Consider the following 22,490-nt stretch of genomic DNA (forward strand, 5'->3'; position numbering starts at 1 on the left):
TTTCTATCTGCTAATTATAACTTCGGCAGAATTTCTGGTAGTAATTGCCCAGGCACTTTAGATAAAGCCAAATTTTGACCTTGTATTCCTAATTCACTGTGAAAAGCGCGAATTGTTTTGACTACATAATTTAAAGTTGTTTGGTATGATTCAGGTTTATTGTTTAATCCATTCAATGCCTGTAGGTGATTATCCAATGATAATTCTAAATGTTGAGAACGTGCGATTTTATCACCATTTAAATACTGATCTGTTGCTAGTTGGTAGTGTGCTAATCCTAAGTTATTGTGAGTGGCAAAAATATCAAAACTTAAATTAGTATTATTAAGTGAGTGAGCAAGATTTAAAGATTCTTTATAAGCATTGATGCACATTTCTAGAAAATTCTGTTGTTCTTCTTTACAGATTTGTGATTGGTTGGCTAAGTGCCAGTAAGCAGTACCAAGATTATTTTGGGTAGCAGCGCAAGCGGCGGGAACATGTGCTGGTGTACGATATTTCAAAGCTTCCCCATAGGCTTCCACAGCAAGTCGCAGATTCTCTGCTGGATTTTCGTACTGTGCTAGATTCCAATGAGCAGTACCAATATTGTTTTGAATCATGCCATATTTAAGTGGTTCCTGTTCGGGGTTGTAGTAGGCTAAGGCAAGACTGTAAGCTACGATCGCATTTTTTAAATGCTCCATCGGTTGATTGTACTGGGCCAAATGCCAGTAAGCAGTACCCAAGTTATTCTGAGTTGCGGCATACTTTAATGGTTCCATCTCGGCGGTACGGAAGCAGAGTGCTTCTCGATAAGCTGCAACTGCTTTTTGCCAGTTTTCGCCTGGATTAGAAAAACGTGCTAAGTCCCCATAAGCAGTCCCCAGATTATTTTGCACCCGTGCATAAGTTTCTGGATGGGTTTCAAGTGAAATTAGCTTTAAAGCTAACTGATAAAACTCTATTCCCTGTTCTATATAAGATTGTCCCTCTTCCGAATTGGGCGGTGTACGGTATAGCATCCAATAAAGTGTACCTAAGTCATTTAAAATATCTGGCACTTGCGGCGAAGTTTCATCGTAGGTAATAGCCTCTTGGTATGCCAAAATAGCCACCATTAAGTTTTCTAAGTTAGCTTGTCCTTGTTCAATGCGGAGGCGATATAAGTTACCCAAGCGATGATAAGCTGCTGCTAGTGTTTCTGGTGAAGCTTTTGTGGAATGTAAAGAGTCAATTTCTTCTAGAAGTTGTTGTACTTGTATACTCTCATCTTGATCGTGAGCGATCGCAGTGTTAATTGTTGCTAGTACTAACTCTGTTAACTCTTTACTAATGTGCGACAAACGTGGTGGCGATGGAGTCTCCCTGATTCGGACTTTATCGTTAGTTTCTTCCTGAAGTGTTTCTGGAACAAATAATTCTGATTTGATTGGTGAAGGTTCTTGCGGTTTGTGTCCACGGTTGACAGGTGTATTGATCGCAAAATCAACATCTTCCACAGGAAATTCGTCACCAGAGACAGATTCTTCCCAGATTACCTGTTCAATATTTCCTAAGTCTAAGCTTCTAGAACTAGAAAAGCGTTCTGGTGAGTTTTTGGTACGAGTTGTGGGTGTCGGTTCTCCAGCAAACACAAACACACCAGTACGACAACGCCAAAACTGTGGTGCTGACTGCTGTATGGCATACAACCAAGGACGTGGCGTCCATAGTAATAAACTCGATTCCAGAAAACGACTGGATTCTGGACTTGATAAATGCTGTTCAGTTAAACGGAGATAATGCAAAAATAAACGCTGTATCGCTACTGATTGTTTGGTCAACTGCTCAACACCTACAATCTGAAAAGCTGGTATTGGCAATGACCGTCCAGGATTATCTTTGGATACACCAACCATTGGTGGTGGATAATTCACCAACCATTGATTTATCTGTGCGATAGGGTTAGGATCACTTAAATTCAACCTTAGGGTAACTAATCGTGGATAGGCTGGCGTACTATCTTCCTGTGTATTTGATGGTTGATACAGCACTTGACCAACTGGATAAGCCAAAGTTGAATGCAAACGTGCTGCTACCTGATTTCTCAGGTTTAAATCATCACATACCGCTACAAAAATTTGTCGCCGCAAACCAAGAGTAAGTGCAAGTTTTAGACGGTGGTATACTTGACGATTCCACGCAAATTTATCCGAATGTGCAGTATCATTCACGCTCATGGTGGCTAAGGAGCCGAAACGCAGTGTACATCCCTTTTTAAGGGCATATGCAAGCAATCTGTAAATATGACTATGACTTCGATTTTCAAGTACTGATTGCTCTGCTCAGGATAAATCAAGGTTTCAAATAAGAATAGAGGAAGTGTATATTATTATACTTATATTTTGGACTTATTTGCAGATTAAACAAAAAAACCAGGTTCCCATAAAGTGTAGAAACCTGAAGAAATATAAATTTAAATTGATTTAACAAAGTAATTTTGATTAACTAAGATTAGAAACAGAGAAGGCCACAAAAATCAAACCACTGACCAAAATTATTCCTACAGCTCCTAGAATTATATAATTGCGCTTTTGCTGGGCTGTCGGAGGTTCTGCTTGGTAAACTTTGGGTTCACGGGCAAAATTATTGAGGCGACCGCCTTCTTCTGTCGTGTAGGGCATGGATTAATTCCTTACTCTGCTTTTTCATTTTATGTTACATAAATGCAATACACTACTCTTGTCATTAGAGATAATTCGTTACAAAAGTCCATATTCAAGACTCTTTTACAATTGACAGTTGACCATTGACTAATTTGCAATTGTTCCAGTGACTGGTGAAGAGGCGCTGGCGTAATCTTTGATGGGCATTCTACCAGCAACAAAGGCTATGCGACCAGCAACAGCAGCCATATTCATAGCACGTGCCATCAGAGGTGGGTTTTTTGCCAAAGCGATCGCACTGTTAATTAACAAAGCATCAGCACCCATTTCCATTGCCTGTGCTGCTTGGGATGGTGAACCAATGCCAGCATCCACCACTACAGGTACATTAGCGTTTTCAATGATAATTTGAATATTAGCAGTTGTTTTCAATCCCTGACCAGAGCCAATTGGTGAAGCTAAGGGCATGACTGTGGCACAGCCTACTTCTTCTAAACGCTTGGCTAACATCGGGTCAGCATTAATATAGGGTAAAACCGCAAAGCCTTCTTTTACCAATTGTTCTGCTGCTTGCAGAGTGCCAATCGGGTCTGGGAGTAAATATTTAGGATCAGGAATTACTTCTAATTTGACAAAATTATTATCTTCCTGTCCCAAGAGTTTTGCCATTTCCCTTCCCAAACGGGCAACCCGAATCGCTTCCTCGGCAGTTTTACAGCCAGCAGTATTCGGTAGCATCCAAATTTTTGCCCAGTCTAGCGCTTCGGCTAAACCTTCGTGCCCGGGGGCTTTAGTTTGTACTCGTCGCACTGCGACAGTCACAATTTGACAACCACTCTCCACCACACTTTGCTGCATTTCTTCAATGCTGCGATATTTCCCAGTTCCCGTCATCAAGCGGGAGGTAAAAGTTTTGCCAGCAATGACAAGTGGTGTATCGGTGGTAGGTACAAAGCTTTTTTCCGGAGATGCTTCACTTTTAGGGATAAGGGAATTGACTTGTGTTTTGTGGGGAGAAGCGGTCAGAGGATGAGTAAGCATAACAGAGGAGGTAGATGATTTGTTCTGGAAGCGCGAGTAATGAAAATGCGACAGAAGAGGATCAGATTTTTGCTCCCAAATCAAATCAGCAATTAATGCTGCGGTTACGGGTGCAAGCAGAATACCATTACGGTAGTGTCCAGTAGCCAAGGTGAGATTTTGACAGGGACTATGTCCCAAGATTGGTAACTCATCGGGAGTAGCAGGACGGAATCCCCACCATAATTCTTCTATGGGATAATCCTGAATTTGAGGATATAGACGGATGGCTGCTTGTAGTAAAGTTTGAATACCTGCTGGGGTGTTGTGCGGAGTAAAGCCAACATCTTCGATGGTAGCGCCAATGATGATTCGCCGATTGCGTTTTGGCACAATGTAAATATCCTGCCCAAATAATACCCGTGTTAAGGGCAATTGTGCGATCGCTTCTGGTACACGCACGTTCAACATTTGTCCTTTTGTGGGACGTACGGGTAAGGGAAACAATTGATTTGTCCAAGCACCTGTGGCTAAAACATAGTGTTCAGCACGCAAAATACCAGCATTGGTTTGTACACCTACAACTTGCCCTTGCTGCTGCAAAATGCCTTCTACTGCTATTCCTTCTTTCAGTTCCACACCTAAAGATTGCGCTGCACCCAGTAGTGCTTTTGCCAAGACTCGATTGTCTACTTGGGCATCTTCAGGATACCACCAACCACCAGTTACTTCTTCTCCTAACCCTGGTTGATATTGGTGAATAGTTTCTTTGTCTAACCAGTAGGTAGTTGTGGAAGACGCGGTGACAGGATGAAGGGGTGACGCTGTGAATCTATCAACAATAATCTCCGTGTCCCTTTGTCCCCCGTATCCCCCTTGTCTTCCTTGTCCCCCTGTCCCCGTGTCCTCTTCGTAGACTGGCGCTAAAATTCCACAAGGCCAGTAACCAGTGTTTACGCCTGTGAGTTGTTCTAATTTGTGTGTCCAGTCAGCATAAATAGAACGCGATCGCCAACACAAATCTTGCATTGCTTGATTCGAGATGTTTTCCGCGTCCGGAGCCAACATCCCAGCAGCAGCGTGTGTAGCGGCAGCGTGGAAATCACGACTAGTCACAATGACTTTTGCACCACGCAGTTTCAGTTCAACAGCGATCGCTAAACCGATAATACCGCCACCGATAATTAAAACATCGTTAGTCATTAGTCAAGAGTCCAAAATCCATAGTCAAGAGTCAATAGTCAAGAGTAATGGCTATCAACAATTGACAATTGACAATTGACTATATAACTCCTAACTCATAATTAGTTGGCACTCCTCATTCTAAAGTCCGAGGATTCTTGCTTCAACAGGAGATCCAAAATGCCTCAAGGACGAAACCTGCCTAGCAACATCTTAGATTACTTTACCCTCGACAAGCATCTTGACCGTGTGCCCCACGGCTGCATGAGAAAATTTAACTACTCTAAAAGTGAAGATTTTCTCAGGAAATACCGCCTATTGCCAGACAGGTTCCTCCTTCTTTAAGCGAGACTCTGCCTGTGTTGCGGATGAAATCTATTGTATCAAAGCCATCCTTTGGAAACGGCGCTTGAAACCCTTAATTTTTGGTCACTGATAACTGTTGACCGACCGATAGGCAAGCACTACCACAAAGCTCGAATTGGTTCGTTATTCTGATTAGTATCATTTGATTGAGTATCGTCTGTGGCGCCTGTATCTTGAGCAGTTGTTGTGTCAGTCATGGTTTCACTTAGAGTGTCATCAGCAGCGTTGTTCTGGGCAACATTGGTTCTGTTGGTTCTGGTGTTATTTGTACCAGCCGCAGTGCTATTGACATTAATATTTGCAGGGAGAACTTTTGATGTTTTGCCTCCTGGGGCTTGAGCAGTATTTTGTCCGCCCATCGGAAAGCTAATCCCCAGCAACGTACCTAGTAAAATAGCCAAACCTCCAGCCATCAAAATGAGTGGTGTCCATCTACCCATGTTTTTTCTCCTTTTTAACCTTTTGGTGTCCAGACTACTTGAGAACCTTCTCCCCACAATCCAGCAAATTTGGTGACTTTTACATCTCCCATAGGCTGAGTTTGACAAGCTCAACCCAGATTTTTTGTCAGAAAATGAGGAGGTAGTGAGCGCCGCCCTTCACGCCAATTAGCCTTTGAAACTTTACCTTCTACTTGCAATTGCACAGCACAGCTGCCGATTACGCGACAATTAATTACCTTAGCACCGCTATTGTAGAGGTCAATACCATTTTGCAGCAATATTTTCTGCCGATTGGCTCTACACATACACTCACTTGTTTTACCTTGAGCTAGCACCTTGGGCATTGCAGATCACTACACAAGTTTTAGGTTGTATTGTAACAATTTATTTTTGATATCTAAAAAACTATTTCATAATCGGATTTAAGTTATGAAACAATCACAAGAATATCCTTAAGGATCAGTTCATAAATCATCTAATCTTGTCATATTATTATGGTTTTGAAAAATAGTGAAGCGGTGTTCATGCTGGCAATACAAACCTTATTAATGTCTATATTTTCTAGAATTTGAATAATGGTATAAACTCACCATCTGTCAGCAGATTTTCATCAGTCTACTGTTGTCACAAACCACCTTGAAATGTAGTTGTTATGAACTTCAAGGATAACCAAGAGTATAAACTCTTGACTCCCATTACAATTTTATATCCTGACAGATCTTTTTTTATTCTCATAGTTCTGAACAATTGCTCATCTTATGACTGTTAACTGTTCACCTCAACTTTGGATATATGACACTACACTTAGGGATGGTACTCAGCGCGAAGGGTTATCTGTTTCCATAGAAGATAAGTTACGCATTGCCAGAAGGCTAGATCAACTGGGTATTCCCTTTATTGAAGGAGGTTGGCCTGGAGCCAATCCCAAAGATGTGCAGTTTTTCTGGCAGTTGCAGGAAGAACCCCTCAAACAAGCTGAAGTTGTAGCTTTTTGTTCAACTCGACGCCCAAATACAAATGTGGCTTGTGAGCCAATACTACAAGCTATTCTTGCTGCTAGCACCCGTTGGGTGACTATTTTTGGTAAGTCTTGGGATTTGCATGTAACTGAAGGACTCAAGACTACTTTGACTGAAAATTTGGCAATGATCCGCGATACGATTGAGTACTTACGCGCTCAAGGGCGTCGCGTTATCTACGATGCTGAACACTGGTTTGATGGCTATAAGCGCAATCGAGATTATGCTTTACAAACATTAGAGACTGCGATCGCTGCTGGTGCTGAATGGTTAGTCTTTTGTGATACCAATGGCGGTACTTTACCTCATGAAATTACGCAAATTGTTACTGAAATAGTTAAAGTTATTCCTACTGATGTCAAATTAGGTATTCACACTCATAACGATTCAGATACAGCAGTTGCCAACGCCCTCGCTGCTGTTATGACAGGTGTCAGGATGGTACAAGGCACAATCAATGGTTACGGCGAACGTTGTGGTAATGCTAATCTCTGTTCGTTAATTCCTAATTTACAACTGAAGCTAGGATTTAAATGTATAGAAGATAACCAACTATTCCAATTAACAGAAACTAGCCGCTTCGTCAGCGAAGTAGTTAATCTTGCTCCCGACGAACATGCACCATTTGTAGGCAGGTCAGCATTTGCTCACAAAGGCGGGATTCATGTATCAGCAGTAGAACGTAATCCCCTAACTTACGAACACATTCAACCAGAACAAATTGGCAACCGCCGTCGAATCGTCATTTCCGAACAATCAGGAGTCAGTAATGTTCTAGCAAAAGCCCGCTCATTTGGGATTGAATTAGATAAATATAACCCCACAACCCGCAAAATTCTCGAACGGTTGAAAGATTTGGAAAGTGATGGATACCAATTTGAAGCAGCAGAGGCAAGTTTTGAATTGTTGATGCGCCAAGCTTTAGGAAGTCGCCAACAATTTTTTGAAATCAGGGGTTTCCAAGTCCACTGTGACTTAGGACAGGGAGAAAATAATACTAGCGCCTTAGCCACAGTTAAGGTAGCCGTCAATGGTAAAGATATTTTGGAAGCAGCAGAAGGAAACGGCCCTGTTGCAGCTTTGGATGCAGCATTACGTAAAGCTTTAGTGAATTTTTATCCCCACATAGCAGCTTTTGAGTTGACAGACTACAAAGTACGGATTCTCAACGGACATACAGGTACAGCAGCCAAAACGCGTGTCATGGTAGAGTCGGGGAGTGGTCATCAACGTTGGACAACGGTAGGAGTTTCCACAAATATTTTGGAGGCTTCCTATCAAGCAGTAGTAGAAGGATTAGAATATGGCTTATTGCTACACTCCCAAGCAGAAGCGGCTGTAGTAGGTAATGGGTAATAGGTAATTGGACTAATACGGTTCGGTTAAGGGAGAAAGGGAAAAGGATAAATTCAAACCTTTCTCCCTTTTCTCTTACCCTTTTCCCAGACCACAACAGAGATAAACAAGCTTATCCGAACCATATTAATCGGCTTCCCGCAAAATTTTTGTAACTAGCTATTTAGTTAGAATTGCGGTTCAACTCACTTTTGAGGAATCATTGAAGCGTAATCCTCAATTTATCCGCGTCAAAAATTAAATCAAGATATAACCTTGAAAGTTAGTAACTTGTTAATCACAAGTCTATTTCTTGCTTTTGAGTTGCTTATTACTTTTAACCTGCCAATTGCCAATCTCAGATCATACAATTTATACTCCCACACCACACAAAATGATTGGCAATGAATTTGTTGTTTGTTGTTTGTTGATTATTCTAAACAACTACTAACCAAGAACTACCAGCAAAATCTAAGAGAAACTTTCCCAGGCTTGGGCAACTACTTGACTAAGCCAACGTCGCTGCTGTTTATCTAGTAGAGTGTCTTCAGCTAGCAATTGAGCTGTTAATTCTTCCAGAGATTGACCTTGAGCGCGAACAACTTTGATTACACCAGCGATCGCAGCAGCAACTATTTCTTCATCAACTGGCTTTTGCCTTAGGGCAATGATTTCTTGAGGGTTGTCTGGAATGGGATAATTCATGGCGTAAGTTTAATGAAACAGAGAATGAACAAAAACTTTGACAAACTTTTAAAATTTCTTTATTGAATTTTTATTCAACAAGATAGGGCGGATTTTACCGTAAATAACCCCAGTTTTGAATCTGTCTTAATGCATATCATTGATTGGAGATTTAAAAAACGAATGAAAGAGATACTTTACATAGAAATCCCCACTCCAGACACAGCAGTAGTATGTAAATGGTTACAAACTGAGTTTGAACCAGGAAATGGGGAAAAAGTGCTGACACCGGATGGTTTTCACCTAAGAATGATTGAAAATACAGATGATAGCAGAAATATTCCGGAAAACTTGCCCCTTGAACTCTCTATCTTTGTTTGGTCGGTACAACGGACTACTTACTTGAAAGTGTTCCGCTGGTCAGAGCAAGTTTTTCCTCAGGAAAAACAAATTCTCAAAAGGCTGACAACTGAGATTAGAAGCCGCTTTCCCCATCAATACCCAGAACCACCAACAATTGATTTATCCCAGCAATCAATTTTTGAAGCATTAGCTCCCTATTATCCCCTCACCGTTAAATATTTTCAAAAAATGCCTAACGGCGAATATGACCTTAAGCGGGTGTACTGGTGGGAGCAACGCTGGCGTCAGGGAGTGCGCAATCCCCAGAAACCGCGTCAAGTGCTGTTTTCTCATCGGGGGGAATGGGGACAAGGGGGACAAGGAAGTAATATTTCTCCCTTGTCTTTTCCCGATCCCCGATTCCCGATCCCCAATCCCCAATACGACCTCATCTACATCGGTGGTGCGCTTGGTGTGATTCACGCAGCTGTGATGGCAAAATTAGGCTACAAAGTGCTGTTAGTGGAACGGTTACCTTTTGGGCGCATGAATCGAGAATGGAATATTTCTCGTGATGAAATTCAAAGCTTGATTGATTTAGGTTTGCTGACACCCAGCGAAGTTGAATCTATTATTGCCCGTGAGTATAAAGATGGATTTAATAAATTTTTTGATGCTTATGTTCCTAAACAATTAAAAGCACCTGTTTTGCACACTCCCACAGTCCTAAATTTGGGGTTAGATTCCGAGAAATTGCTCCAACTATGCGGACAAAAGCTGCGGTTGGCAGGTGGTGAAATCTGGGATGAAACAGAGTTTATAAAAGCTGATATTTACACATCCGGAGTTGTTGTTACAGTTAAAGACTTAAGTAATCAAATAGACAAGCAAGCAAGGGGACGAGTGCTATTAGATGCGATGGGAACAGCATCACCGATCGCTTGGCAGTTAAATGGTGGTCGTGCTTTTGACAGTGTTTGTCCAACGGTAGGAGCAGTAATAGAACGGGGATTTGAGCCAGGAGTCTGGGATTCTCAGTACGGGGATGTGCTAAATAGTCACGGCGATATTTCGCGGGGGAGACAGTTGATTTGGGAATTATTTCCTGGTGCAGACGAAGAACTAACAATTTATTTATTTCATTACCACGAAGTCAATTCTCGAAATCCCGGTTCTTTGCTGGAAATGTATGAGGACTTTTTCACAATACTGCCAGAGTATCGGCGCTGTCACATGGACAAACTAGTCTGGAAAAAGCCAACTTTTGGGTATATACCAGGGCATTTTAGTGTGGGAAGTAGCGATCGCACAGTAGCATTTGATCGCTTGATTGCCATTGGTGATGCTGCATCCCTCCAGTCACCCTTGGTTTTCACAGGATTTGGTTCCTTAGTTCGGAACCTAGAACGCCTCACTACTCTTTTAGATATTGCCCTCAAACACGACTTACTTTCTTCTCGACACTTGAACCGAATTCGTGCCTTTCAAAATAATATTGCTGTGACTTGGATGTTCTCCAAAGGTATGATGGTTCCTACTGGTAAATTTTTACCACCAGAACGCATAAACACCATGCTGAATAACTTCTTTGGTTTGTTGGCAGATGAACCTCCAGAAGTAGCAGATGATTTTATCAAAGATAGATTTAATCTGCTTACTTTTAATCGCTTAGCCCTAAAAGCAGCCAAGAAAAACCCAGCATTGCTACTGTGGATTTGGGAACTAGCTGGTGCTAAAGATTTATTACGTTGGTTAGGCAACTATTTTGACTTTATTCGTCATAGCCTCATTAGTGCTTTACTAAGTGGATGGTTACCGAATTTTCTGCACCGTAATCAGTGGTTGGAAAATCGCTCTCCAGCATTGTGGTTGCACTTATTAGCAATTAGTTATGCCTTGACCACAGGTAAAGGAAAACCAGAAATTAAAAAAGTTCATACTCAAGACTCAAGAGTCCATAGTCAAGAGTCAATTGTCAAGAGTCCATAGTCAAGAAGGAGAAAGGGGAAAGGTGAAGTGAAGATGAAGTGTAAAGTATGAAGGGTGAAGTGTGAAGTATAAATGACTATTTTTAAATATCAGCCTTTTATCTTTCATCCTTCATCCTTCAGCATAGCTGCCTTCTTCACTAAGTATTAGGTCGAAAATTCGGCAATTCTACAGATGCTAAAGACTTTCTTCCTTTAGGTGGTCGCTCGGGATAAAGCAGTGGTGAGGGCGATTTGGAAGACTCTGTAGACTCTGACAATGAGAGGGGTAATGGTGACACGTCTAACCAGAAATCCTCATTTTCCTCAGAATCTGTATCAGCACTAGGTGAAATGACAATAATTGGTTCTTTTGTATCCTCAACGGGGGTAGCAACCGTTTCCCAAATGGGTGTCACAACTTCATTATCACTTTTTGCATCTTCCATATCTTCTGTATTTTTTGCAACAGAGGCTGGTGATGCAGATGTAGTTTGAGCTGCAAAAAACAACTGAATTAAGTTTTCGACTTGCTCATCCAAACTAAAGGAATCTGAAGATGAAACTGTTTCTGGTTCAGTTGCATCATCAATTTCTGGCTTGGTAGTTGATTGCTCTGATGTTGATATGCTTTCTAGAGATGGAGTGTCAGCAGTAGATAATTTAGCGGAGGTAAGGTTATCCCATGTAGGCGGGGTTGATGAAGAAGATTCTACCCAGAAACTACCTGTATCTTCACCAGAAGCATCTAGTTCTGCTGACCAAGGTTGAATTGGTTGCTGGTTAGGAACTAAAGAATGAGTCCGCCCATAATTTCTAACTTGTCTGTTGTCTACATCGTTAACATAAGCATGAGTATCTGTAGAATCAGAACTAGGAATTGGTGGTGTTTCCAGACATTTTTCTAGAGCTGCTTTAAATTGTAATGTCTGGCGTTGTTGCCGCATTAAGCGAGTACGCAATTCTCGACAAGAATTTTCTGATTGTAATAGCTGGTGGGATTGTTCGTTATATTTAGTTTGAATTAAGGTACATTCTCTCTCCAACAAGGCAAGACGTTGTTGGTTGATTTCTAGCTGTGCTTTATAGTTCTCTATGGCAGTTTCTTGATTTTGAACTGTTTGGAGTGCAGTTTCCAATTGTTGAAATAGGGATTGTATTTGTTCTTGAGCAGCACTCAGTTCTTGAGTTTGTTGGTTAAGCATAGCCTCTGCGACAGCAGAACGCTTTTTCTGCCATTGCAAAGCTGCTTCTGACTCAGACAGAGCTGTTTTTAAACCTTCTACTTGTTCATATAAATTATTGTTGGCAGAATGCAATTCTTCATTTAATGCCAACAGTTGTTTAAATTCAGAGTCAATCAGTGCTTCTTTTTCTTTTTCAGGCTCCGCAACCCAATCTAGCTCAGGTTTTAACTCTTCTAGCTGCTGCTGATTCAACTCTAATACGCATTGAGAATTACTAATTACCTCTACTGGTTTGTTCGTTTCGGTCATTGACTCTTGACAAGATGCATCTTCCTGACACTGCTTATCCTCTGCTGGTGCTAACAACGGCAATTGCGAAATTGTTCTGTTTTCAACAGGCAAAACAGAATAGAAAGGACAACTTGCTTGTTGCGGTTGCGACGCATTAGCAGGATGTAGGGGTTCAATAAAAGCCCCATTATTTGGGGTGTCTGCTTCATTCATGACTTTTCACCCACCAGCTTAAACTTATTGATTGGTGACTGCGGTAGCATTAAATATCAATGCTGTATTATCAAAATCTACTCCATCAGGCAAGTTTGTCACCTCCCTAGGGAGAGTCATTTGTGATTATTTTGTTATAACTTTTCCCTGCCCAAGAATGGGAAGGTTACCAAACATCAACGAGCAAAAATTTTTCTCCTCACACCCCTCACACTCTTCACACTCCACCCTTACCTTAAGCCACTTGCATGTCTACACACTCCTCATACCTCTCATACTCCCCATCAAGGCAACCAACGAGGATAAAACCCTGTTAAGGGCAGTTGTTCTGGTTTCAGGTCTGCGGTGGACTGGTCATCGGCTATTGGTAATAATGGCATTAACCACAGGCTGCTAGTGGCAATTGTCTCTCCATCATCAGTTGTCAAAAAAGGTAAACTTGGCGTTGTAGTTGGGTTTGTCTGGGTCTGAATCTGGTCAAATAATAAACCTAAGCCATCAGGAGATAAACTCATTTGGACGTTTCGTTGGTCAGGAGGCAGCACCAATAATGGTTTCTTTTCTCCCGTTTTGGTATCAATTGCAATTAAATATGGTTGTTCTTGATAATATTCTCCTGGTAGTAGCTGTGTGAGCAAGCAATAGAGTGTGGGGGAGGCAGTATCAAATTGACAATTAACTATTGAACCTGTGGTGGATAAGAGTTTTTTCTCCTTACCCTGGGTGGGGACTAAAAACAAATCTCGTGTATAGTCTGTATTAAACTTAACCATTGCTGCTTGGGAACCATCCTCGGAGAAGGCTTCTACCAATCCAAATTGTGGGAAATAATCTAACGGTTTAGTGCCATCTTTTTGTAGAGGTAGAATAGCTGTTCCCTGACCTTGGGCAAGTGCTACAGCTTTACTATCCGGTGTAATCATAAAGTCCCCCCCTGGTTGACTTTGCAAGCGTTGAGGAGTCGGTTTTTGCTCAGAACTGTTATTGGTAACTGGCATAAACCATAACCCAAAGTCACCAGGGTTGTCTTTCTTCCCCCTTTGGACAACAACCGTTTGTCCATCAGGTGATATATCAAATTTCAAGTTTTGATACTCTTTATTGTCTAAAAGTAAGTCTACTTTAGCTGCTGGTTCTGTTTTGATTTGATGGGGCGCACTAAAGCCGGTTGTAACTGTGTACAACTGCGCTGATAGTAAGTCTTGACTATCGGCCGGACGAGCAGAAAATAATATTCTCTGTCCATCTGGAAATGGCTTAAAGTCGGTAACGATTAAATCTTTGGGGGTAAGTATATTTTTTTGTTCTTGGGTTAAGTTGTAAAGAACTAACCTTCCTTTGTCTTCATCGCTAGCTCCGATATAAAGAATCACGCGATCGCGCGTGCTAAATGTTGTTTGAAATGGTTGTATAGTTTTATTAGTTTTTTCTTGGGTGGCAAATTTGTCTTTTGCCCCTTCTAACTGCACTTTATAAGTTGTTCCATAGGGTGCGGGCGTGATGAAGCTATAACCCATGCGTCGCCCCGCCCAACTGAATGTACCTGCTAAGGGAGGCTCTATTTTCAAATTTTCCTCTACGCTTTTCGTATCCATAGGACGGCTAAAGGTGAGGATAAAGGCTTTGTATTCTGAGCCAATTTTTTGGTTTTGGGTGGCGAAATTAGTCACAGATATATCTTTTTCTTCACTTTGTAAGTGCTTCCAAGTGAATTCACGGACACGAACTCTGACTACATCACCTTGGGATATGATTAGCCCAATTACCAAAATCAGCAGTAACATTAATGCGATCGCAACGCGATCTAAGGGTTGGAAATATGTTTTTTTCATGGTCATTAGTCATTAGTCATTGGTCATTAGTCATTAGTCACTCACAAATGACAATTAACTAATAACTAATAACTATAGGGATTTTTGGGTTGGGGAATTTTTTTCAGGGAACTGGCAACAATGGTAAGCTGACGTTTGTCTGCTATTGTTTCTGTGGTCATTTCTCCCTCTACTTCTAGCCAGGTATCAGGTGGATACTGGTCGCGAATTTCTTTTAATTTGACTGGTAATCCTACCGGATAAGCATCAGCGGCACAGCAAGTCAGAACAAATCGTGCTAAAAAGAGATATTCTTTTCCTAGATCTGGTGGGTGAATGACAAATCCCTGTACCTTGACTTTACTGCCTTGATATCTATCGGGTTCTGGATAGACGTTAAGCATACGTACCCAGTCTACGAGCGATCGCTGTTCAGGAGCAATAGAAGCGCGGAACGCTTGTGGTTTGACGCGTGTGGAACCCAATAATTCACTGAAATCTCGTTGCGCTGCTTTATCACTGGCAAATACTTGTGGTGTAATGATAAATCCCAGCACTGCTGCCACTAACAGCAATGCACTACCCCATCCAGGCGGAAATAAATTTATGTGTTGAAAGTTGGCAGTTACTTCATAGCGACGTCGCTGCCAAGCTTGTTTGATTTTGAAAAAACTGATAATTAGTAAGCCGAATCCGGCTGTAACTACTAATCCAAAATAATTGGGATGAATTAACAAATTCAGTTTGTTAGTTAGCCAGTACTTTAATAACAAAATACCCCAAGCAGTAATTGCTAGGATATCAAGCCACGAAAGTAACAAGTTTTTAAGTTTAGATTTGCGATTCGGGATTGTTGTCATTGCTCCAGAGTCAAAAGTTTATGCATTCACAATTGATCTTTAGGCAAGTTTTTTAAATAAAGTGCAAATTCAGGATCAGAGTGAACAAAAAAGTTAATAGTGCTGCTAAACCAAACAGGTAAAAGATCGCTCTGGGTTTAAAAATTGTTAACATCAACCCCACACCTTTAAGGTCAACCATTGGTCCAAATACCAAAAATGCTAATAAGGAACCACTGGTAAAAACAGAGGCAAAAGACAGAGCAAAAAAAGAATCAACTGTAGAACAAATTGACACTACTGCCGCCAATACCAACATGGCAGCAATTGAACTAATGGGACCTGAACCTAAGCTAAGAATTAATTCGCGAGGAGCAAGAACTTGAATAGCAGCTGCGATCGCACTGCCAATCACTAGTACTGCTCCCAATTCCCGCAGTTCCTGCACGGTATTTTCTAACACTAATTGGAGTTTAGCTCCCAGGGGTTTACTCTGTGTATAATTTGCAGTTGTGGCTTCCGCAGCAGTTTCTAAGCGCGTAGTTTGCCCTGCTCCTAACAAAAACGTTCCAGACTGTAGTAAAGTCGGTATACTTGCTTGCTGCTGTGCTTGGGAAAATTTCGGACGGCGTTTTGTTTGTACAGTGGGAGGTGGGTTAAATTTCAAGTAACGAGCAAGCGCTGGTTGAACTATGGGAGTCAGGTCTTTTTGAAAACTAAAGACAAAGCCAATAATAGTTGCGATTAATAGGGAAAACACTACTCGTAATACTACTATTTCTGGCTGATCGCGAAATGCTGTCCAAGTCGCCCAAATCACAATTGGATTAATTGTTGGTGCTGCAAGCAAAAAACCAATTGCTACTGAGGTAGGCACTCCCTGCATCAATAAGCGTCGTGCTACTGGCACGTTACCACACTCACAGACCGGAAACAAAAACCCTATCATACTACCAACTAAAGCCCCTAGTAGGGGATTTTTGGGCATTTTTTCTACCAATTTGCGCTCATCTACAAAAAATAGCAGCAAGCTGGAGAATAATACTCCCAACAGCAAAAAAGGCATCGCCTCGACTAGCAGACTCAGAAATAGAGTAAAACCATTGTTAAATTTATTCATGGGCGTCGCTGTCAAAAGCGGTTTTTAGTTATGAGGTTCTGCCAAGTCATTTTAACGAAATGGGGATCAAAAACAGATAAAGACTATATAAGCATTCATCAAACCTTCAATTCATAATTAGTGTGTATAATTTGATTTGAAAGCTTGCAAACCATTACTGGTGATGAATAATTTTTTCGATTTGGTTTGTCTACAGGTAATGAGTCTTATTCCTAGATAGCTAAACTACAAAAATAGTTCCAATTCTAGAACTTAATTACTTCCTAGCCCAATTTTTGATTACATTTTTTTATAATTACATTAAGTTTGCTTAATATGATGCTGTATTTTATGCTTTTTTATCAAGTATTCATAGTTTGTTTCACATACGAGGGTCGCCCTTAGATGTTAACTATTTAGACAAGAGGATGTTTATATCAACATGTGATTTGATTTTCTACTATAAAAATTTTAAAATTGCAAGACCAATAAGGAACAAATTAACTTAGGTAGATATAAATAAACAAAAAAGCTTCTGTAACTAAGAGTCTTAGCAAATCTTAAGTTAAACTTTCTGGATCTATACCCAACGCTTTTAGCTGTTCCGCTAGTATTTGCGCCCGTAGTTCTGCTTCTAGGCGGCGTTGTTCTGCTTTTTGAATGCGTTCTTCTGGTGTGAGCAATCTTTGGCCTTGCTCGTCATACCAGTACAACCACTCCCGTGTAATACCTTGATAAGTTCCCCGTTCTCTGCCAATTCCTAAACCAATTTCGCTTAGCCAAACTGGATTTCCTGGCTGCAAAATATATTCACCATTCTCTAAGCGATACACCTCTAGAGGTGGTTTCTTACGACGACGGGGATTGTATACTACATAGTATGAAATCCCTAATTCTGCGTAGAGTTCTTTTTTAGTAGTGTACTCGTCCCGATACTTGTGAGAAACAACTTCCAACACTAAAATGGGTAGTTTTTTCTCTTCCCACAGCACATAACTTAAACGCAAATCTTCATCAATGAAGCGCTGAACTCCCAAGCTGAGAAACCCATCAGGGACAATAGCAGGTTGGTCAGGGTCATAATAAATACCCATATCAACCCCAACCAACGATCTGACCACAGCAAAGCCAATATTGCTTTTAATAAGCTAGGAACTAAATCTTGTAGTTCGTTATCCACAGGTGTGTCGTCAGAATCGGGTAATTCCTCAGAAGAGGGTAAGCAGTTTAGGGGGTTGTACTCTAACATGGGAGATTTGCAGAATTAAGATTCTACTATAGATTGTAGAGAAGGATTTCAATGATTTGATATGAGTAGCGATCGCACAGTGTCGATGAATGAAGTAGGCTTTCAAAAAAATACCCACACCTAGATAAAGTGGGGCAATACTACGCGTACTGAGAAATAAATATCGTAAAAGTCATCTGTACCAATCAGCAGACAATCAAAAAGTCCATTCGTGATTTGGATCGTTCAATGCAGCACGAACAGATGTTAAATTGGCAAGGTCTTTGAATGGGCTGGATTTAGCTATTTCTGTGATTGAATTTAAAGCAAGGGCTAATTGCTCATTATTACCAGATGCGATCGCACTATCACCAACAGAAAATAAAGCACGAAAGTTTTCTGCACGTTCATCCTTAAACTCTGCGTTCCTCTGCGCTTACCTTTGCGAGCCTTTGCGTTTAAAATTATTTTCCAAATCGTTTTTATTCGTGAATTAGCACATAAAAAAGGGCAGGCATCGAACCCACCCCTTTAACTATCACTAAAGGTAAAAAATTTTATTTGTTTTACCTTACTCAATTTCCGGCGCACTTAACGATACTTCCGGTGTTATTTGCTGTGCCAATGTCGGTACTGCATCACGCAACCTTTCTGTTAGCTGTACAGTTGTGGCATCGTAAACCTGAGTCAAAATCTTGGGATACAAACCAATGCCAATAATTGGCACTAACAAACAGGCGATAATAAAGATTTCACGGGGTTCGGCATCAATAAGTTTTTGGTGAGACACCAATTCTTGGTTTTCTTGACCATAGAAAATTTCCCGCAGCATAGACAGCAGATAAATCGGCGTTAAAATCACGCCAACTGCCATCAAGAAGACTACGATAATTTTGAAAGTGGAACTATAGGCATCGCTAGTGGCAAAACCCACAAAGACCATCAATTCTGCCACAAAACCACTCATTCCTGGTAATGCCAAAGACGCCAAGGAACAAGTCGTCCACATAGCGAAAATCTTACCCATTTTCTTACCGACACCGCCCATCTCATCCAACATCAGAGTGTGTGTGCGGTCGTAAGTTGCTCCCACTAAAAAGAATAAACTCGCCCCAATCAACCCGTGGGACACCATTTGCAGCATTGCACCATTCAAACCCAAATCTGTGAAGGAAGCAATACCAATGGTGACAAAGCCCATGTGAGAAATTGAAGAGTAGGCAATTTTGCGCTTGAGATTACGCTGGGCAAAGGATGTCAAAGCAGCGTAGATAATATTAACTACCCCCAAAATTACCAATACAGGCGCAAAATAAGCATGGGCATCAGGAAGCATCTGGGCATTCATACGAATTAAGGCGTAACCACCCATTTTTAACAGAATGCCAGCCAGCAACATATGCACAGGGGCTGTAGCTTCACCGTGGGCATCTGGTAGCCAGGTATGGAGTGGAAAGATGGGTAACTTGACAGCATAAGCAATCAAGAAAGCAGCATACAGCCATAATTGTAAATTCAAAGCGAAGTTTTTCGCTGCGAGCGATCGCATATCAAAGGTGACTGTATCGCCGTAAAATGCCATTGCTAGGGCAGCTACCAAAATAAATAGTGAACCCCCCGCAGTGTACAAAATAAATTTGGTGGCTGCGTATTGACGTTTTTTACCTCCCCAAATCGCTAACAGCAAGTACACTGGAATCAATTCCAGTTCCCACACTAGGAAAAACAACAACATATCCTGGACAGCGAACACAGCAATCTGTCCGCCGTACATCGCCAGGATTAAAAAGTAAAATAGCCTCGGCTTCAGTGTCACAGGCCAAGCCGCTAAAGTCGCCAGTGTGGTAATGAATCCAGTCAAAATAATTAGGGGCATAGACAAACCATCCGCCCCTACTGACCAATTCAAATCCAGTTGTGGAACCCAAGGGTAACTCTCAAATAATTGCAAATTGGGATTAGAGAAGTCATACCCAAGGTAAAAAGCAGTAACAATTAGTGCAAAATCTATCAGCCCAACGATGAGGGCATACCAACGCACCGTTTTACCATCTTTATCCGGCAAGACGGGAATTAGCAGCGATGCTGCTATCGGTAACAGGATGATTGTAGTCAGCCAGGGAAAATTAGCTGTATTCATTGAAGTTGCTCTCAAGGTTCGGCTATCTGCTACTAGCTATTAACTAGCAGTTTTTTCATGATCTGGTTGTTATTTGTTAGGTTGATTTAACAAAAATCAAAAAATATGAAGGCAGGTGAACCGATTGCCCTGCCTTCATCTAAATTTCAGTTATCAGTTATCAGTTATTGGTTTGCATTGCAGGCAATGGTTGTGGATCTAATTTGCCAACATGAGGCTGTTTACTGATAACTGTTCACTGTTCACTGAATTTAAGTGACACCAAAGACAATCACCAAACCCAGTACGGCAGCAAACACAATCAAAGCGTAGAACTGGGCACGACCGTTTTCTAGGTATTTCAAACCTTCACCACTAACTAGGGTGAAAAAGCCTGTGAGGTTAACAGCACCATCAACGACGCGGAAGTCAACTTCCATGACTTGTCTAGCTAAGCGACGCAAGCCAAGAACAAACACTTGGTGGTAAATGTCATCAAAATACCACTTGTTGAGGGATAGCTCATAAAGTGGCTTAATTTTGGCAGCGATCGCCACCGGATTGATTTTACCCCACAAGTACATCAAGGAAGCAACAGTAATGCCCATAAGGGAAATTCCTACCGAACCACCCGCCATAATGTAAAATTCCTGCGGATTAAATTCAGCTGCTTTTACCAAAACTTCTTCGAGGGTTTCATTAGGAGAGTAAATAAACTCCTCAAAGTAGTTAGCAAAGGGTGTCCCCACCAAACCAATTAGCATCGAAGGAACTGCCAATAACACCAAAGGTAGCGTCATTGTCCAGGGTGACTCATGGGGATACTCACTGTGGCCGTGACTATGACTGTGGTCGTTGTGCTGTCCGGCGTGGGCTTCTAGTTCTCCTTTGGTCATTGCACCAGGGCCAAAAGCTGGAGTTCTTTCAAAGCCCGTCACAATGGCCATACCAATGGGAGACTTGAGTTTTTTCCACAACTGGGTTTTGTTGCCCCGGAAGTTACCTTCAAAGGTGGTGAAATACATCCGGAACATATAAAAGGCGGTAATTCCAGCTGTTAGCCAGCCAACACCCCACAGCAGGGGATTAGATGCAAACGCCGCACTGAGGATTTCGTCTTTTGACCAGAAACCAGCAAAGGGTGGGATACCGGAAATTGCTACACAACCAATGAAAAAGGTAATGGCTGTAATCGGCATATATTTCCGCAGTCCACCCATTAAGCGCATATCCTGTGCTAAGTCGGGGTCGTGACCGACAACTGCTTCCATGCCGTGAATTACCGAACCAGAACCTAAAAACAGCATCGCTTTAAAGTAGGCGTGGGTCATCAGGTGGAAAAGACCAGCACTGTATGCGCCCACTCCCATAGCCATCACCATGTAACCGAGTTGGGAAATGGTGGAATAAGCCAAGCCCTTTTTGATGTCGTTTTGGGTAATCGCAATGGTTGCCCCTAAAAAGGCAGTGAATGCCCCAGTATAGGCGATTGTATTCATTGCCGCCGGGACGTGTTCAAATACGGGGTACATCCGGGCAATTAGGAAAACGCCTGCTGCCACCATTGTTGCTGCATGGATTAAGGCAGAAATGGGTGTGGGGCCTTCCATCGCATCTGGTAGCCAGACATGCAGGGGAAACTGGGCGGATTTGGCTACGGGACCCAAGAAGACTAAAATTGCAAACAGGGCTGCCAGTATATTGCTGAGAGAACCCGTGTGGACGAGTTCACCAAGGCGATCGCCCATGATCTGAAAATCAAAGCTGCCTGTTGCCCAGAATAGCCCCAGAATTCCCAATAACAAACCAAAGTCACCAACACGATTAGTAACAAAGGCTTTTTGGGCTGCGTCTGCTGCGGATTTGCGATCGTACCAGAAGCCGACCAGCAAGTAGGAACACATTCCTACCAGCTCCCAGAAGATATAAATCTGCACCAAGTTCGGGCTGACTACCAGACCCAACATTGACGAGCCAAATAAGCTGAGATAGGCATAAAACCTGACATAGCCAGGGTCGTGAGCCATGTAGCCATCAGTGTAAACCATGACCAGGAAGGCTACCGTCGTCACAATCACTAGCATTAAAGCTGTCAAGTGATCAATTGTGTAGCCCATGCTCAAGTGAAAATTGCCAGCCGCTGCCCATTCTAGGGTGCGAGTGTAAGGTGCGTGTCCTTGCAGTTGGCTCCACAATATGGCAAACGACAGCCCCATAGCCGCTCCCATCAAGGAAATAATCAACGCGGCATTCAGCTGTCGTAGGCGGTTCGTTACCTGATTCAAAGAGATTAATCCCAGCCCTACCAGCGTTGCCCCGACGAGGGGCAATACCGGAATTAGCCAGGCATATTGATAGATTACTTCCATCACTGACGCCTACTTATAGAATTCTTCATGAGAAAGGATGAAGGCTAAAAGCTCAAGGATAAAGGATGAAAGAATGCACTAGTTGCAAATGGCTGTTGAGAGTGCCAACAAAGAGGAACTTTCACGCCTTATGTTATTATGGCTAAGTCTGGTCTTTTGGGAACAGTACAAGTCTCTACATAAGCAAGCAACCAAACATTTTTTCATACTTCAACCTATCCTGCGGAAAGCCGCCCTAATGGACGTCTACATAACTTCAACCTTTAGTTGACTAACTTGTCGGATCTGTTAATAATTGTGACACACACCCTTTAGGATAAAATACCCCACCTGATACTGATTAGGTGGG

At 41.9% G+C, this 22,490-nt stretch carries 13 protein-coding genes and 2 pseudogenes; 2 read left to right on the forward strand and 13 right to left on the reverse strand.

Going from position 1 to position 22,490, the window contains the following annotated elements; all coding sequences use genetic code 11:
• Window positions 1–14: 14 nt before the first annotated feature.
• The 5 genes and pseudogenes from RS893_RS25230 to RS893_RS25250 form a co-directional block, all read right to left on the reverse strand.
• Window positions 15–2,201, reverse strand: coding sequence for a tetratricopeptide repeat protein (locus tag RS893_RS25230; protein WP_315788379.1), 2,187 nt, complete (start codon window positions 2,199–2,201; stop codon window positions 15–17).
• A 264-nt stretch (window positions 2,202–2,465) separates the two neighbouring features.
• The gene (gene psb34 / locus RS893_RS25235; RefSeq protein ID WP_315788380.1) at window positions 2,466–2,645 is read right to left on the reverse strand and encodes a photosystem II assembly protein Psb34; all 180 of its coding nucleotides are present in this window, start codon (window positions 2,643–2,645) and stop codon (window positions 2,466–2,468) included.
• 129 nt (window positions 2,646–2,774) lie between these two features.
• The gene (gene thiO, locus RS893_RS25240) at window positions 2,775–4,850 is read right to left on the reverse strand and encodes a glycine oxidase ThiO (RefSeq protein WP_315788381.1); all 2,076 of its coding nucleotides are present in this window, start codon (window positions 4,848–4,850) and stop codon (window positions 2,775–2,777) included.
• Between the two features lie 443 nt (window positions 4,851–5,293).
• On the reverse strand, window positions 5,294–5,635 hold the full coding sequence (locus tag RS893_RS25245) for a hypothetical protein (protein ID WP_315788382.1): 342 nt from the start codon (window positions 5,633–5,635) through the stop codon (window positions 5,294–5,296).
• Window positions 5,636–5,649: 14 nt separating this feature from the next.
• Window positions 5,650–5,982: pseudogene (locus RS893_RS25250) on the reverse strand (hypothetical protein).
• 414 nt (window positions 5,983–6,396) lie between these two features.
• Between RS893_RS25250 and cimA the strand changes: the two are divergent.
• Window positions 6,397–8,013 (forward strand): citramalate synthase, encoded by a 1,617-nt coding sequence (gene cimA / locus RS893_RS25255; protein WP_315788383.1) that lies wholly within the window; start codon window positions 6,397–6,399, stop codon window positions 8,011–8,013.
• Between the two features lie 450 nt (window positions 8,014–8,463).
• On the opposite strand, the gene RS893_RS25260 is transcribed toward cimA, so the two are convergent.
• Entirely contained in the window at window positions 8,464–8,697 is a 234-nt protein-coding gene (locus RS893_RS25260) for a hypothetical protein (protein WP_009455806.1), read from the reverse strand.
• 162 nt (window positions 8,698–8,859) lie between these two features.
• Between RS893_RS25260 and RS893_RS25265 the strand changes: the two genes are divergently transcribed.
• The gene (locus tag RS893_RS25265) at window positions 8,860–11,007 is read left to right on the forward strand and encodes a flavin-dependent dehydrogenase (RefSeq protein ID WP_315788384.1); all 2,148 of its coding nucleotides are present in this window, start codon (window positions 8,860–8,862) and stop codon (window positions 11,005–11,007) included.
• A 139-nt stretch (window positions 11,008–11,146) separates the two neighbouring features.
• On the opposite strand, the gene RS893_RS25270 is transcribed toward RS893_RS25265, so the two are convergent.
• From RS893_RS25270 to RS893_RS25300, 7 genes and pseudogenes are all read right to left on the reverse strand, one after another.
• Window positions 11,147–12,676: a hypothetical protein gene (locus RS893_RS25270; protein WP_315788385.1), complete on the reverse strand. Its 1,530-nt coding sequence runs from the start codon at window positions 12,674–12,676 to the stop codon at window positions 11,147–11,149.
• A gap of 284 nt (window positions 12,677–12,960) precedes the next feature.
• On the reverse strand, window positions 12,961–14,514 hold the full coding sequence (locus RS893_RS25275; protein WP_315788386.1) for a hypothetical protein: 1,554 nt from the start codon (window positions 14,512–14,514) through the stop codon (window positions 12,961–12,963).
• Between the two features lie 59 nt (window positions 14,515–14,573).
• Window positions 14,574–15,347 carry a TIGR03943 family putative permease subunit gene (locus RS893_RS25280; protein ID WP_315788387.1) on the reverse strand — a complete coding sequence of 258 codons (774 nt, stop codon included), beginning with the start codon at window positions 15,345–15,347 and terminating at the stop codon, window positions 14,574–14,576.
• Between the two features lie 52 nt (window positions 15,348–15,399).
• Complete coding sequence (locus RS893_RS25285) at window positions 15,400–16,446, reverse strand: permease (protein ID WP_315788388.1); 1,047 nt, start codon at window positions 16,444–16,446, stop codon at window positions 15,400–15,402.
• A 539-nt stretch (window positions 16,447–16,985) separates the two neighbouring features.
• A pseudogene (locus RS893_RS25290) lies at window positions 16,986–17,674 on the reverse strand (Uma2 family endonuclease).
• A gap of 550 nt (window positions 17,675–18,224) precedes the next feature.
• Window positions 18,225–19,793 (reverse strand): photosynthetic/respiratory NAD(P)H-quinone oxidoreductase subunit D1, encoded by a 1,569-nt coding sequence (gene ndhD1 / locus RS893_RS25295; RefSeq protein ID WP_315788389.1) that lies wholly within the window; start codon window positions 19,791–19,793, stop codon window positions 18,225–18,227.
• A 251-nt stretch (window positions 19,794–20,044) separates the two neighbouring features.
• Entirely contained in the window at window positions 20,045–22,141 is a 2,097-nt protein-coding gene (locus tag RS893_RS25300; protein WP_315788390.1) for an NAD(P)H-quinone oxidoreductase subunit 5, read from the reverse strand.
• Between the last annotated feature and the right edge of the window lie 349 nt (window positions 22,142–22,490).

This window comes from Fischerella sp. JS2 (assembly GCF_032393985.1).
In the GTDB taxonomy this organism is placed as follows: Bacteria; Cyanobacteriota; Cyanobacteriia; order Cyanobacteriales; family Nostocaceae; genus Fischerella.